This window comes from Oerskovia sp. Root22, assembly GCF_001429135.1.
GTDB classification, from domain to species: domain Bacteria; phylum Actinomycetota; class Actinomycetes; order Actinomycetales; family Cellulomonadaceae; genus Oerskovia; species Oerskovia enterophila.
The window spans coordinates 671,095-684,759 of sequence record NZ_LMIL01000007.1 but is presented as its reverse complement, the minus strand read 5'-3'; the positions used below and the strand labels follow the sequence as shown (position 1 = coordinate 684,759).

At 73.3% G+C, this 13,665-nt stretch carries 8 protein-coding genes and 1 riboswitch; of the genes, 6 read left to right on the top strand and 2 right to left on the bottom strand.

Annotation, left to right across the window (positions count from 1 at the left end):
* The first annotated feature begins 478 nt into the window (after positions 1–478).
* Positions 479–566: riboswitch (ZMP/ZTP riboswitch) on the top strand.
* A gap of 48 nt (positions 567–614) precedes the next feature.
* Together purH and ASE15_RS07910 are read left to right on the top strand one after the other, a co-directional pair.
* A complete protein-coding gene (gene purH, locus ASE15_RS07915) occupies positions 615–2,285 on the top strand; it encodes a bifunctional phosphoribosylaminoimidazolecarboxamide formyltransferase/IMP cyclohydrolase (RefSeq protein WP_056762535.1) in 1,671 nt (556 codons plus the stop codon).
* A 131-nt stretch (positions 2,286–2,416) separates the two neighbouring features.
* Positions 2,417–3,883, top strand: coding sequence for a SulP family inorganic anion transporter (locus tag ASE15_RS07910; protein ID WP_056762533.1), 1,467 nt, complete (start codon positions 2,417–2,419; stop codon positions 3,881–3,883).
* Between the two features lie 28 nt (positions 3,884–3,911).
* Here ASE15_RS07910 and ASE15_RS07905 read toward each other — a convergent pair whose 3' ends face one another.
* Positions 3,912–5,321 (bottom strand): NAD(P)/FAD-dependent oxidoreductase, encoded by a 1,410-nt coding sequence (locus ASE15_RS07905; RefSeq protein WP_235534255.1) that lies wholly within the window; start codon positions 5,319–5,321, stop codon positions 3,912–3,914.
* 51 nt (positions 5,322–5,372) lie between these two features.
* On the opposite strand from ASE15_RS07905, the gene ASE15_RS20310 reads away from it, so the two are divergent.
* Positions 5,373–5,855 (top strand): DUF3017 domain-containing protein, encoded by a 483-nt coding sequence (locus tag ASE15_RS20310; RefSeq protein WP_056762531.1) that lies wholly within the window; start codon positions 5,373–5,375, stop codon positions 5,853–5,855.
* 65 nt (positions 5,856–5,920) lie between these two features.
* Here the strand turns inward: ASE15_RS20310 and ASE15_RS07895 are convergent, their stop codons facing one another.
* Positions 5,921–6,976, bottom strand: coding sequence for an aquaporin (locus ASE15_RS07895; protein ID WP_082618284.1), 1,056 nt, complete (start codon positions 6,974–6,976; stop codon positions 5,921–5,923).
* A gap of 393 nt (positions 6,977–7,369) precedes the next feature.
* Here ASE15_RS07895 and ASE15_RS07890 point away from each other — a divergent pair, with 393 nt between their 5' ends.
* The 3 genes from ASE15_RS07890 to ASE15_RS07880 all read left to right on the top strand — a co-directional run bounded on the left by ASE15_RS07890 (position 7,370) and on the right by ASE15_RS07880 (position 13,640).
* Positions 7,370–8,587, top strand: a complete 1,218-nt coding sequence (locus ASE15_RS07890) for an NADP-dependent isocitrate dehydrogenase (RefSeq protein WP_056647625.1) — start codon at positions 7,370–7,372, stop codon at positions 8,585–8,587.
* 212 nt (positions 8,588–8,799) lie between these two features.
* Positions 8,800–9,786, top strand: a complete 987-nt coding sequence (locus tag ASE15_RS07885; protein WP_056762726.1) for a malate dehydrogenase — start codon at positions 8,800–8,802, stop codon at positions 9,784–9,786.
* Positions 9,787–9,989: 203 nt separating this feature from the next.
* Positions 9,990–13,640, top strand: coding sequence for an ABC transporter ATP-binding protein (locus tag ASE15_RS07880; protein ID WP_056762527.1), 3,651 nt, complete (start codon positions 9,990–9,992; stop codon positions 13,638–13,640).
* The last annotated feature ends 25 nt before the right edge of the window (positions 13,641–13,665 follow it).

Here is a 13,665-nt window from a genome sequence, read left to right as displayed (position 1 = left end):
CGTGCCTGACATGTGGCGGTCGTCGGCCACCGCCCGTCGGCTGCCGGGATCGCTGAGAACCGTCCGGAAATCGGGCGCCTCCGCGAGATGCGGCCAGTGGGGGTCGAAACGCGGATTCCGACCCCCACGAGCCGCATCTCGCGGGCGGTGACCGTGGGGGACCCCGACGCCTGAGGCGCGCGGCGCCGTCGGGCCGACCTGGCGGTACCCCCGCCTGCCTCGTCCGCTCGGGAGCGTGCGTACCGTCGAGATGAGGCCAGTGGGGGTCGAAACGCGGATTCCGACCCCCACGAGCCGCATCTCGCGGGCGGAGACCGTGGGGGACCCGGACGCCCGAGGCGTGTGGCGCCGTCGGGCCGACGCGGCGCGGCGCCCACCCGCCGCACCACCCACCCAGCCCCGCCCCCTCTCCGCGCAGCGCGCCGCCCAGCCGACACCCGCCGCCCCCAGCCCGCCGCGAACCGGGCACGGTAAGATCGGAGGCGGCCGCGACTGGCGAGGGTGGGAACGACCACCGGGGAGCGTCCGATCGACCTGTTGGTGCGTCGTCCGCCTGGGCGCCTGGGTGACCGGTATCTTCCCGCGACCCGCTGACGACCCACAGGAGCACTCCGATGTCCGCAAGTTCCCCTGCCTCCCCCGCCTCCGGCACCGTCCAGATCGCCGACGACGCCCAGCGTCCCGTGCGCCGCGCACTGCTGAGCGTCTACGACAAGACCGGCCTGGTCGAGCTCGCCACGGCACTGCACGCCGCGGGCGTCGAGCTCGTCTCGACCGGCTCGACCGCGTCGACCGTCGCCGCAGCCGGCATCCCCGTGACCAAGGTCGAGGAGCTCACGGGCTTCCCCGAGTGCCTCGAGGGGCGCGTCAAGACGCTGCACCCGCGCGTGCACGCCGGGATCCTCGCGGACACCCGCAAGGCGGACCACCTCGAGCAGCTTGCTCAGCTCGAGATCGCACCGTTCGAGCTCGTGGTCGTCAACCTGTACCCGTTCGCGGACACGGTCGCGTCGGGCGCCGGTCCGGACGCCGTGATCGAGCAGATCGACATCGGCGGCCCCTCGATGGTCCGCGCCGCGGCGAAGAACCACCCGAGCGTGGCCGTCGTCGTCGACCCGGCCGCCTACGGCGACGTGATCGCCGCGGTCCAGGCGGGCGGCTTCACGTACGCGCAGCGTAAGCTCCTCGCGGCGCAGGCGTTCGTGCACACCGCGACCTACGACGTCGCGGTGGCGTCCTGGATGAGCAGCGTCGTCGCGCCCACGGACACGCTCCAGACCGAGGCGGGCCCGGTCTCGACCGGCTTCCCCGCGTGGGTCGGCGCCACCTGGGACCGCTCCGACGTGCTGCGCTACGGCGAGAACCCGCACCAGCGCGCCGCGCTCTACACCAACGGGCACGGCCCCTCGGGCCTCGCGCAGGCGACCCAGCTCCACGGCAAGGCCATGAGCTACAACAACTACGTCGACGCGGACGCCGCGTGGCGCGCCGCGCACGACCACGGCGACGCCCCGACGGTCGCGATCATCAAGCACGCCAACCCGTGCGGCGTCGCGGTCGGTACCGACGTGGCCGACGCCCACGCCAAGGCGCACGCGACCGACCCGGTCTCCGCGTTCGGCGGGGTCATCGCGACCAACGCCGTGGTGACCGCGGCCGCGGCCGAGCAGATCGCGGGCGTCTTCACCGAGGTCGTCGTGGCCCCGGGCTACGAGCCCGAGGCGCTCGAGATCCTCTCGCGCAAGAAGAACATCCGTCTGCTCCAGGTCGACGGCGCCCCGAGCGCGGGCGTCGAGATCCGCCCCATCTCGGGCGGGCTGCTCATGCAGCAGGTCGACCGCCTGGACGCCGCGACCGAGAACGGTGGCGACAGCCCCGAGTCGTGGACCCTCGCGACGGGCGAGGCCGCCGACGCCGAGACGCTCGCGGACCTCGCGTTCGCGTGGCGGGCCGTGCGTGCCGCGAAGTCGAACGCGATCCTGCTCGCCAAGGGCGGGGCCGCGGTAGGCATCGGCATGGGCCAGGTCAACCGCGTCGACTCGTGCCGCCTGTCGGTCGAGCGCGCCAACACGCTCGGCGCCGAGGGCGAGGAGCGCGCGCGCGGCTCGGTCGCAGCGTCCGACGCGTTCTTCCCCTTCGCCGACGGCCTGCAGGTCCTGCTCGACGCGGGCGTCAAGGCCGTCGTGCAGCCCGGGGGCTCGGTCCGTGACGACGAGGTCATCGCGGCCGCGCAGGCCGCAGGCGTCACGCTGTACCTGACGGGCACGCGCCACTTCGCGCACTGACCCGTCCCGTTGACGACCACGCGGTCGTCGGGCCCTGACCGGGCGCGGCGACCGCGCGGCCGTGCAGCGACACCGCACCGTTCGACTCCCGGAGGGGCAGCTCGATCGCCCCACACCCCCAGGAGTCCGTCATGAGCACCCCCCTCACCGTCGTCGCTGCGCTGCGTTCGCCCCGGCTCCTGCGCACCGAGGTCCTGGGCGGCCTCGTCGTCGCGCTGGCCCTGATCCCCGAGGCGATCTCGTTCTCGATCATCGCGGGCGTGGACCCGCGCGTGGGGCTCTTCGCGTCGTTCACCATGGCGGTGTCCATCGCGTTCCTGGGCGGGCGCCCCGCGATGATCTCGGCCGCGACCGGAGCCGTGGCCCTCGTGATCGCGCCGGTGATGCGCGAGCACGGGTTCGACCACCTCGTCGCGACGGTCCTGCTCGCGGGGATGATCCAGATCGTGCTGGCCCTGCTCGGGGTCGTGAGGCTGCTGCGGTTCATCCCCCGCTCGGTCATGGTCGGGTTCGTCAACGCGCTCGCGATCCTCGTGGCGCTGGCTCAGCTCCCGCAGCTCGTCGCCGTCCCGTGGCTCGTCTACCCGCTGGTCGCGGCGGGGATCGCGATCATCGTCGGGCTCCCGCGATGGACGACGGTCGTCCCCGCCCCGCTGGTCGCGATCGTCGCCCTCACGGCCGCGGTGGTCCTGTCCGGGGCGCACGTCCCGACGGTCGGCGACCAGGGCGCGCTGCCCGACTCGTTGCCCTCGCTCTTCTGGCCCGACGTCCCCTGGACCCTCGAGACGCTGCGCACCATCGCGCCCTACGCGCTGGGCATGGCGCTCGTCGGGCTGCTCGAGTCGCTCATGACGGCCAAGCTCGTCGACGAGATCACCGACACGGGGTCGAGCAGGACCCGCGAGGCCTGGGGGCAGGGCGGCGCGAACATCGTCACGGGTCTCTTCGGCGGCATGGGTGGCTGCGCGATGATCGGGCAGACCATGATCAACGTCAAGGTCTCGGGCGCGCGCACCCGGTTGTCGACGTTCCTGGCCGGGGTCTTCCTCCTGGTGCTCGTCGTCGCCCTGGGCGACCTGGTGGCCCTCATCCCCATGGCAGCGCTCGTCGCGGTCATGCTCATGGTGTGCGTCGCGACGTTCGACTGGCACTCGGTCCGGCCCAGCACGCTGCGGCGCATGCCCTGGAGCGAGACGGCCGTCATGCTCGTCACGGTCGTCGTGACGGTCGTGACGCACAACCTCGCGTTCGGCGTGGTGAGCGGCGTCCTGGTCGCGATGGTCGCGTTCGCGCGGAGGGTCGCGCACCTGACGCAGGTCACGAGCGAGGACGGGCCCGACGGCGAGCGCACCTACCGCGTGACGGGCGCCTTGTTCTTCGCGTCGTCGAACGACCTGGTGCACCAGTTCGCGTACGCGACCGACCCGGACGACGTCACGATCGACCTGAGCGGCGCGCACGTGTGGGACGCGTCGAGCGTCGCGACGCTCGACGCGGTCAGCACCAGGTATGCGTCGCTCGGCAAGAACCTGACCCTCGTGGGGCTCAACGAGGACAGCGCCCGGCGGCACGCCCGGCTCGGTGGTCGTCTGGGCTGAGAGCCCGGCACCTGCGGCCGCCGCGCCGTCAGACGACCGCGTCGCGCAGCCTGCGCGACGGGTCCGTCGCGACCTCGACGTCGACGTGCAGCGCCACGTCGCGGTTCATGAGCTTGCGCACCTGGCCCACCTCGCGCGGGGCGTCGACCACGAGGACGGCGCGCACGGTCGCGAGCCGGTGCCCCTCGGCGTTGGTACGGTGCGCGCCCGCGACGGTCTCGAGGTACAGCGCGATCCAGCCCTCGTGGCCCGACCCGCCGCCGCCCGGGTCGCCGCGGTAGACGACCTCGTGGAACGGCGAGGGCGTACCGAACAGCGCGATGTCGTGCCCGAGCTGCTGCGAGAAGACGTACGGCGCGTGCTGGGGGACCGGGGCCAGCCCGAGCAGCTCGCGGACGGGCTGCGGCTCGGCGGGCATCTCGTCGACGCCCAGGAGGGCGCGGACGGTCGGTTCGGGGTCGTGCAGCGCGGCGGACCAGTGCCCGCCGGGCACGGGGCCGAACACCGCGTTGTCGCGCGTCGCGCAGTCCCCGACCGCGTACAGGCGCCGCAGCGCCTTGAGGGGCAGGTGTCCCGAGGTGCCCGACGGCGACGCGACGGTCGGGGGAGCCACCCGCCCCGCGCTGTTGACGCGGATCGAGCCGCGCGGGTCGAGCGGGAGCGTGCCCTTGAGCCACGCGGTCGCGGGGCGTGCGCCCACGGCCGCGAGCACGAGGTCGCCCTCGACCCGTGACCCGTCGGCGAGCACCACGGCCCGGGCTCCCACCTCGGTGACCTGCGCGCCGGTGAGGAGGCGCGCGCCGGCGTCGGCGTACCAGCGGACCAGGTGGGCGCCGACCTCGGCGCCGAGCTGACGCTCGAGCGGGGTCTGCGCGGCCTCGAGCACCGTGACGTCGCAGCCGGCCTTCGCGGCGACCCCGGCGATCTCCGCGCCGATCCAGCCCGCGCCGATCGAGACCAGGCGCGTGCCGGGCGTGAGCCGCTCGCGCAGGCGCGCGGCGTCGTCGGCCGTGTGCAGCGTGAGCGCGGCCTCCCAGCCGGGCAGGCGCACGGGCTCGGAGCCCAGGGCGAGGACCGCGACGTCGGCCGTGACGCGCCGCCCCGACCGGGTAGTGACCGTGACCTCCTCGGTGCCGGGCTCGAGGTCGACCGCAGGGTCGTCGAGCAGCAGCTCGTCGGCGAGCGTGCTGACGTCGACCCCGATCTCCCCGGTCAGCCAGGCGGGCTCGGGCCGGGACAGGAGCTCCTTGGACAAGGGTGGGCGGTCGTAGGGAGGGACACCCTCGGCGCCGAGCAGCGTCACGCGCCCCGTGAAGCCGTGGGTCCGCAGCGCGGCGACCGTCTGCGCGCCGGCGAGGCCCGCGCCCACGACGACGACCGACCCGGCCGCAGGGCGCCGCGAGTGCGGCAGGACATCGGTGGTGACTGGTGAGGGCACGGTCACCACCGTAGTCGGCGGTAGGCTCGGAACCGTGAACTGGTGGGCAGCGTGAGCGACGTCACCGCGCGTGGGCGCGGACCGCACAACGACCCCTCGACGCAGCATCGGCCGGCCGCCGCCCCTGCGTGGCACCGTCTCGACGGTGCGCCCGAGGCGTCGGACGAGGAACGACCGCTCCCTGTCGGGCCGCTCGCGGGCATCCCTCGGGTGAGCGCCGGGAACGGTGCGGGGGGAGTGCAGCCTGCGGAGCAGACGACCGTGGTCGTCGCGCCGGCGCCCCAGAGCAACCTGGCGATGTGGCTCGTGTTCGCGGGCGTCCTGCTCGCGGTCGCGGTGACGCTGCTGGCCGGCGCCCGGGCGGGGGTCTTCGTCATCGTCGGGATCCTGGTCGTCGGGGCGGGGGTCCGCGCGTTCCTGCCCGGCCCCGGACCCGTGGGGCTGACGGTCCGCACCCGCTGGACCGACGTGATCATGTACCTCACGACGGCCACCGTGATGGGTGCCCTCGCGGTCACGGTCCCCAACATCTGAGACGAGACGACGAGGCCCGGTCCGCTGCGGCGGACCGGGCCTCGTCGTGCGGGCGGTGGTTCGGGTCAGGCCTTGGGGGCCGTGCCGTCCTCGTCCGCCGAGTCCTTGCCGGTGCCGGCCTCGGGGACCTCGGTCTCGGTGACCTCGACCTCGGTGACCTCGACGGTCTCCACGGCCTCGGGCACCTCGACGGCGGGCGAGGCCGCCTCCTCGGCGACCACGGCGGCGGTCGCGGCGGGGGTGCCGGTCAGGTCGGTCTCCTCCTCGACCACGAAGACCTCGTCCTCGGCCAGGAGGTCGTCCTGGACGGGTGCGAAGGCGAATGCGCGGTAGAACAGGGCCGCGATGGCCGCGCCGACGAGCGGGGCGACGATGAAGAGCCAGAGCTGGCTCAGGGCCCACGAGTCGGAGAAGATCGCCGCTGCGATCGAGCGTGCCGGGTTGAGCGAACCGTTGGTGAACGGCGCGGCGATCAGGAGGAGCGCGGCGAGCGACAGGCCGATCGCGGTCGGCGCGAGCTTCGAGTTGGAACGCTTGTCCGTGACGCCGAGGATCACGCCGACGAAGATGGCCGTGACGACGACCTCGATGAGGAACGCCGAGAACCACTCGAACGAGAACGCCCCGCCGGTGCTCGCTGCGAGCGGCGAGTGCTCGCCGAACCCGTTGGCCGTGCCGGAGATGAAGGCCTGCTTGGTCGCGTCGGCGATCACGGCGTTCTGCTGGAGGATCGGGAGCGCTGCGCTGGGGAGCGTCGCGAAGAGGATGAGCGAGGCGATGATGCCGCCGACGATCTGGGCGAGCCAGTAGGGCAGGACGTCGCGCCATGCGGTGCGCCCACCGATCGCGGCGCCGAGCGTCACGGCCGGGTTGAAGTGCCCGCCCGACACGTGGCCCACGGCCGCGATCGCCGCGAGGAGCGCGATGCCGCCCGCGAGCGCGACCGGCAGGACCAGCCCGGCGCCCGTGAAGCGGCCGTAGAGCGCGACCCCGAGGATCGAGAGGACGAGGAAGAACGTACCGAAGGCTTCCGCGCCGAGCCGGGCGAGCAGGCTGGGCCCGACGACGACCGTCGCCTCTTCGACGACCACTGCGTCGGGTGCTGAAGTGTCCTGGGACATGATGTTCCTGTCTCGTGTGCGTGAGGAGTCCGGGAAGGCCGGACCTTCGGGATGAACAGCCGACGTCGGTGCAGAACCGGCATCTCGGTGGCATCCTGCCACCGATCTCTGGGAGTTCGCTGATGAGAACGTGACCAGTCTCACCTGCTGAACTCGAGTGCGCCAGAGGGCGGGCCGACGGCGCGAGGGCGCGAACCGCCGTCGGGCAGGGGGCTGAGGCTCCCGGGAGCCCGCGAGCACCCCTGCGGGGTCGGGCGGAAAGTATCTTGATATCGAGAAGTCGAGTACCCTGGTCGGCGGTCAGCATCGACGGTTCGCGCGCGGAGCCCCGGCACCCGCCGGGCGGCAGCGGGCGGCCTCAGGTTCCCCTCGCAGAGTTGGAGTTACCCCCGCATGGGCAAGATCAAGGTCGTCAATCCGGTCGTCGAGCTCGACGGTGACGAGATGACGCGCATCATCTGGCAGTTCATCAAGGACCGCCTCATCTACCCCTACCTCGACATCGACCTCAAGTACTACGACCTGTCGATCGAGAACCGCGACGCCACCGACGACCAGGTGACGATCGACGCCGCGAACGCGATCAAGCAGTACAACGTGGGCGTCAAGTGCGCGACCATCACCCCCGACGAGGCACGCGTCGAGGAGTTCGGCCTGAAGAAGATGTGGGTCTCCCCGAACGGGACCATCCGCAACATCCTCGGTGGCGTCGTCTTCCGCGAGCCCATCATCATCTCCAACATCCCGCGCCTGGTGCCGGGCTGGAACAAGCCGATCATCATCGGCCGTCACGCGCACGGCGACCAGTACAAGGCGACCAACTTCAAGGTCCCCGGTGCCGGCACCCTGACGCTCACCTACACGCCTGCCGACGGCTCGGAAGAGATCAAGACCGAGGTCGTCACGTACGGTGACGACGGCGGCGTGGCCATGGGCATGTACAACTTCAACGACTCGATCAAGGACTTCGCGCGCGCCTCGTTCGCGTACGGCCTGCAGCGGAACTACCCGGTGTACCTGTCGACCAAGAACACGATCCTCAAGGCCTACGACGGCCAGTTCAAGGACCTGTTCCAGGAGGTCTTCGACGCCGAGTTCAAGGACCAGTTCGAGGCTGCCGGCCTCACCTACGAGCACCGCCTCATCGACGACATGGTCGCCTCGGCCATGAAGTGGGAGGGCGGCTACGTCTGGGCCTGCAAGAACTACGACGGCGACGTCCAGTCCGACACCGTCGCGCAGGGCTTCGGCTCGCTCGGCCTCATGACGTCGGTCCTCATGACCCCCGACGGCAAGACCGTCGAGGCCGAGGCCGCGCACGGCACCGTGACGCGTCACTACCGCCAGCACCAGCAGGGCAAGCCGACGTCGACCAACCCGATCGCGTCGATCTTCGCCTGGACCCGTGGCCTCATGCACCGCGGCAAGATCGACGGCACCCCCGAGGTCACGGCGTTCGCCGAGACGCTCGAGGACGTCGTCATCAAGACCGTCGAGTCCGGCAAGATGACCAAGGACCTCGCGCTTCTGGTCGGCCCGGACCAGGAATGGCTGACGACCGAGGACTTCCTCGCGGCGCTCGACGAGAACCTGGCCGCGCGCCTGGCCTGATCCTCGTCCCCGCACGCCCGACGGCGCCGCTCACCTCCCGGGGTGAGCGGCGCCGTCGGGCGTTCGCGACGCCCGAGGAACGGGCCGCGCAGGGGCCCGGGACCGGCCCGCGCGTCCCGCGCGCAGGGCGCTCAGGGGTGTGACGGACGCCCCACCCGCAGGGCGTGCGAGTACCCCTGGGGAGCGCCCGGACGTTGTGACAGAGTGTGGACATGACAACTCCCGTGAACGTGACCGTGACCGGAGCCGCTGGTCAGATCGGTTACGCCCTGCTGTTCCGCATCGCCGCAGGCCAGCTCCTCGGACCGGACGTGCCCGTCCGCCTGCGACTCCTCGAGATCCCCCAGGGGGTGAAGGCCGCAGAAGGCACCGCGATGGAGCTCGACGACTGCGCCTTCCCGCTGCTCGCCGGGATCGACATCTTCGACGACCCGCGCGCCGGTTTCGAGGGGGCCAACGTCGGCCTGCTCGTGGGTGCGCGTCCCCGCGGTCCGGGCATGGAGCGCGGTGACCTCCTCGAGGCGAACGGTGGCATCTTCAAGCCCCAGGGCGAGGCGATCAACGCCGGTGCGGCCGACGACATCCGCGTGCTCGTCGTCGGGAACCCGGCGAACACCAACGCGCTCATCGCGGCGTCGAACGCGCCCGACGTGCCGAAGGACCGCTTCACGGCCATGACGCGGCTCGACCACAACCGGGCGCTGACGCAGGTCGCCAAGCGCGCGGGCGTGCCCGTCTCCGAGGTCCGCAAGGTCAGCATCTGGGGCAACCACTCGGCCACGCAGTACCCGGACATCTTCCACGCCGACGTCGCGGGCCGCCCGGGCGCCGAGCTCGCAGCCGACTCCGCCTGGCTCACGGGCGAGTTCATCCCGACCGTCGCCAAGCGCGGCGCCGCGATCATCGACGCGCGGGGAGCGTCGTCGGCCGCCTCGGCCGCGAACGCCGCGATCGACCACGTGTTCGACTGGGTCAACGGCACGCCCGAGGGCGACTGGACGAGCGCGGGCATCGTGTCCGACGGGTCGTACGGCGTCCCCGAGGGCCTCATTGCTTCGTTCCCCGTGGTCTCGCGGGGCGGGACGTGGGAGATCGTCCAGGGGCTCGAGATCTCGGACTTCTCGCGCGAGCGCATCGACGCCTCGGTCGCCGAGCTCGTCGAGGAGCGCGACGCGGTGCGGGGCCTCGGCCTCATCTGAGCGACGAGGGTCGGCGCCCGGGAGCACCGGGCGCCGGCTCTCTGCGCGGCGGGTCCCTGCTGGCCGGTCCGGCGGGTCCGGTGGCGGGGCCGGCGGGTCCCCGCGACAGGACACCGTCGTCCGGACCATGACGTCCGAACCAGGACGCGGGGCCGGAAAATGCCTGCGTGCACGTCGTACCCCCGCCATAGGATCGGCTGGCCATGACCGATGCACCCACCGGCTCTCCGACCGGCCCAGACCCCGCTCCTTCCTCCCTCTCCGTCACCTCGACGGACCCCGCCCGCCGCCTGGACTGGCGGCGGCTGCGCGGGCCGCAGGCCGTCTTCGCGCTCGCCGCGCTGACCGTCGGGGCGGTCGGCGCTGCGTTCGGCACGGTCGTCGCAGGATGGCTCGCAGCGGACCCGACGACGGCCACGCTCCAGCTCCTGGCCGTGTGCATCGTCAGCGCGGCGCTGCTCGACACGATCGGCCAGGTCGTCTGGGCCGGGGTCGTGGACCGGGCCGAGGGACGACTGCGCGGCGACCTGCTCGCCGCGGCGCTGCACCAGCCGCTCGCCACGCTCACCGAGCAGGCCGTGGGCGAGGTGCTCGACCGGGTCGACGACGACACCCACGCGGTCGGCACGCTCGTGCGCCGCCAGGCCTGGGGTGCGGGCCGCACGCTCGTCGGCGTGATCCCCATGTGGATCGTCGCCGGGTTGACCTGGTGGCCCGCCTGGATCCTCTTCCCCGTGCTCGGACTGGTCGCCGCGCTGATCGTGCGCCCCATGCTCGGCGAGATCGCGCGCCGCAAGGTGGTCGAGGAAGCGGCATGGACGGACCATGCGGCCGTGTTCGAGGAGGCGGTCGCGGCACGCGACGACCTGCGCACGAGCCTGGGCCAGTCGTTCGCGGTGCGACGGCTCGCCGAGCGGTCGGCCCAGGTCCACCGACGCTTCGAGGCGGTCCTGTCGGTCGAGTCGCGCATGCTCCGCCGGGCCGGGCTCGTGCTCGCGTCGCTGCTCGCGGGCGTGGCCGTCGCGGGGGCCGCGCTCGCCGCCGACGGCGAGCTGGGCGTCGACCGGCTCGTCACCCTGTTCCTGGTCACCTCGATGTTCGTGGGTCAGACCGACAACCTGGTCCACCACCTCCCGGACATCCAGGAGGGGCTCGGGGCGCTCACGCGCATCCGCCAGATGCTCTCGGTCCCGCCCGAGCCGGTGGGCGGGCGCCCCGTCCCGGACGGGCCCGTGGGCATCGAGCTCCGGGACCTGCACTTCTCGTACGCCGAGGGCACCTTCGCCCTGGCCGGCGTGAGCCTGCACGTGCCCGCGGGCGCGACCGTGGCGCTCGTGGGCCGCACGGGCTCGGGCAAGTCGACGCTCGCGTCGCTGCTGTCGCGGGCGGTCGAGCCGCCCCGGGGCGCGGTGCTCCTCGGCGGCGTGGACGTGCGAGACCTCGACCTGCAGGCGCTGCGCGCCGCGGTCGGGGTCGTGACCCAGCGGACCGAGATCCTCGCGGGCACGCTCGCGGAGAACGTCGCGCTCTTCGCCGACGTGCCGCGGTCGGCCATCGAGGACGCGGTGCGCGAGCTGCGTCTCGACGAGTGGGTCGCCGGCCTGCCGGACGGTCTGGACACGTTGCTCGGACCGGGCGGGACGTCGCTGTCGGCGGGCGAGGAGCAGCTCGTCGCGTTCGCCCGCCTGCTCGTGCGGGACGTCCAGGTCGTGGTCCTCGACGAGGCCACGGCACGCATGGACCCCCTGACCGAGGCCCGCGTCGTGTCGGCGTCGGAGCGGTTGCTCGCTGGGCGCACGGGCGTGCTCGTCGCGCACCGGCTCACGACGATCGAGCGCGCCGGCCTGATCGCGGTGCTCGACCGGGGTCGCGTCGTCCAGCAGGGCGTGCGGGCCACGCTCGCGCGCGTCGCGGGCCCCTATCGCGACCTGCTGGAGGCGAGCGTCGCGCAGGGGGGCTCACCGGACGTCGCGCTCGTCGACCGGGGGAGCGAGGGTCGCGAGGACGCTGGGGCCGTCGGGCTCGCCCCTGCCGGCGCGGACGGCGAGGTGGTCTCGGCCGTGGTCGAGGCGGTCGCCGAGACGTCCGGGGCGGACGGGGTGCCCGGCTCGTCGGACGAGGCCGTCGGCGGCCGGCGTCGGCGCGGCGTCCCGCCGACCCTGGCGGACCCGGGCGAAGGCCCCAGCCTCGCGCGCGGCGTGCTGCACGCGCTGTTCGTGCGGCCGGCGTGGGGTGTCGTGGGAGCCGTGCTGTTCCTGGTGGCGAGCCTCGTGTCGGCGCAGGGGGCAGTGACCGGCTTCCTCTGGGGCCACGCGGTCCAGGGGCTCGACGAGGGCTTCCCCGCGGCGCTGCTCGTCCCGTTCGCGGTGCTCCTGGTGGTCGCGCCCCTGTGCCTCGCACGGGCCCTGTACGTCTACCCCCGCTGGTGGATCGAGGTCCTGCTGCGAGTGCGCATGTCGGTCATGACGGGCCAGACGCGCCAGCACCGGCTCTCGGCCACACCCCCGGGCGAGGTCGTGGCGCGCGCCATGGACGCCGACCGGTTCGTGCGGTACGCCGACCGCTGGGTGGACCTCGTCAACGGCCTCGTCATCGCCGGTGTCACGGCGCTGCTGAGCCGGTCGTGGCTCGCCGGGGCCGTGCTGCTCGCGGTCATGGTCGTCTCGGCCGCCGCGTCGACGCTCGGGCGTCCCATCGCGGGCCGCTCGGCGACGCGATCGTCGGCCGCGCGCGCCCGGTTCGGGCGGGCCCTGGTCTCGGCGCTCGACTCGGCGCGCTCGGTCAAGCTCGCCGCCCGGACGCCCCAGGTGCACGCGCACCTGCACGAGGTCGACGCGGGCCGCGTGCGCGCAGCGGTCTTCGAGCACCGCGTGCAGGCCGCGCTCGACGGCGTGCCGCTCGTCATGATCCAGCTCGGCGTCGTCGCGGCCTGGGCCGGGCTCCTCACCGGGACGTGGGACCTCGCGACCGCGCTCCTGGTCGCGAACGCGGTCAACGGCTTCGGCTGGTTCGGGGTCGTCGCCGGGGCGGTCGTGACGGAGGCTCCCGGGACTCGTTCGTGGCAGCGTGCGACGAGCCGCTTCGCGGCCGGGGCGGACCTCATGGACCTGCCTCGCGGGGTCGACCTCCTCACGGGCGAGGCGCCCACGCCCGCCCCGGGCCCGCGTCAGGCGCTCGAGCTCCTGGAGCTCGCGGGGGTGAGCGCGCTGCACGACGACGGCACGATCGGCGTGCACGGCGTCGACCTGAGCGTGGAGCGCGGCGAGCTCGTCCTCCTGCTCGGCCAGGTCGGGTCGGGCAAGTCGAGCCTGCTCGCGGCGCTCGCGGGGCTCATGGAGCACACGGGCGACATCCGGTGGAACGGGACGGACGTCGAGGACGCCCAGACCTTCCTGCGCCCGGGGCAGGTCGCGCACGTCGCGCAGGTCCCGCGCGTCCTGTCGGGGACGTTCGCGGACAACGTGCGGCTCGGGCACGAGCGCGAGGTCCACGGCCCGGTCGCGGCCGCGCGCCTCGAACGCGACGTGGTCGAGGCGGGCGGTCACGAGGCGCTCGTGGGGCACCGAGGGGTCCGTCTCTCGGGCGGCCAGGTGCAGCGGCTCGCGCTCGCCCGCGCGCTCGCGACCGACGCGGAGCTGCTCCTGGCCGACGACGTGTCGAGCGCTCTCGACGCCGCGACGGAGATCGAGCTGTGGTCGTCGCTCCGTGAGCGGGGGACCACGGTGATCGGTTCGACCTCGAAGCGTGCGGCGCTGGCCCGCGCGGACCGCGTCGTGGTGCTCCACGAGGGTGCCGTCGCGGAGGTCGGGCCCTGGAGCGACCTGGCGCCACGCTGGAGCCACCTCGCGGGCTGACGTCATCGAGAACCGTGGCCCGGCC

Bases quoted from the DNA above. Each gene is read 5' to 3' on its own strand.
- purH (WP_056762535.1), top strand. From the start codon at position 615: ATGTCCGCAAGTTCCCCTGCCTCCCCCGCCTCCGGCACCGTCCAGATC.
- ASE15_RS07910 (WP_056762533.1), top strand. From the start codon at position 2,417: ATGAGCACCCCCCTCACCGTCGTCGCTGCGCTGCGTTCGCCCCGGCTC.
- ASE15_RS07895 (WP_082618284.1), bottom strand. From the start codon at position 6,976: ATGTCCCAGGACACTTCAGCACCCGACGCAGTGGTCGTCGAAGAGGCG.
- ASE15_RS07890 (WP_056647625.1), top strand. From the start codon at position 7,370: ATGGGCAAGATCAAGGTCGTCAATCCGGTCGTCGAGCTCGACGGTGAC.
- ASE15_RS07885 (WP_056762726.1), top strand. From the start codon at position 8,800: ATGACAACTCCCGTGAACGTGACCGTGACCGGAGCCGCTGGTCAGATC.
- ASE15_RS07880 (WP_056762527.1), top strand. From the start codon at position 9,990: ATGACCGATGCACCCACCGGCTCTCCGACCGGCCCAGACCCCGCTCCT.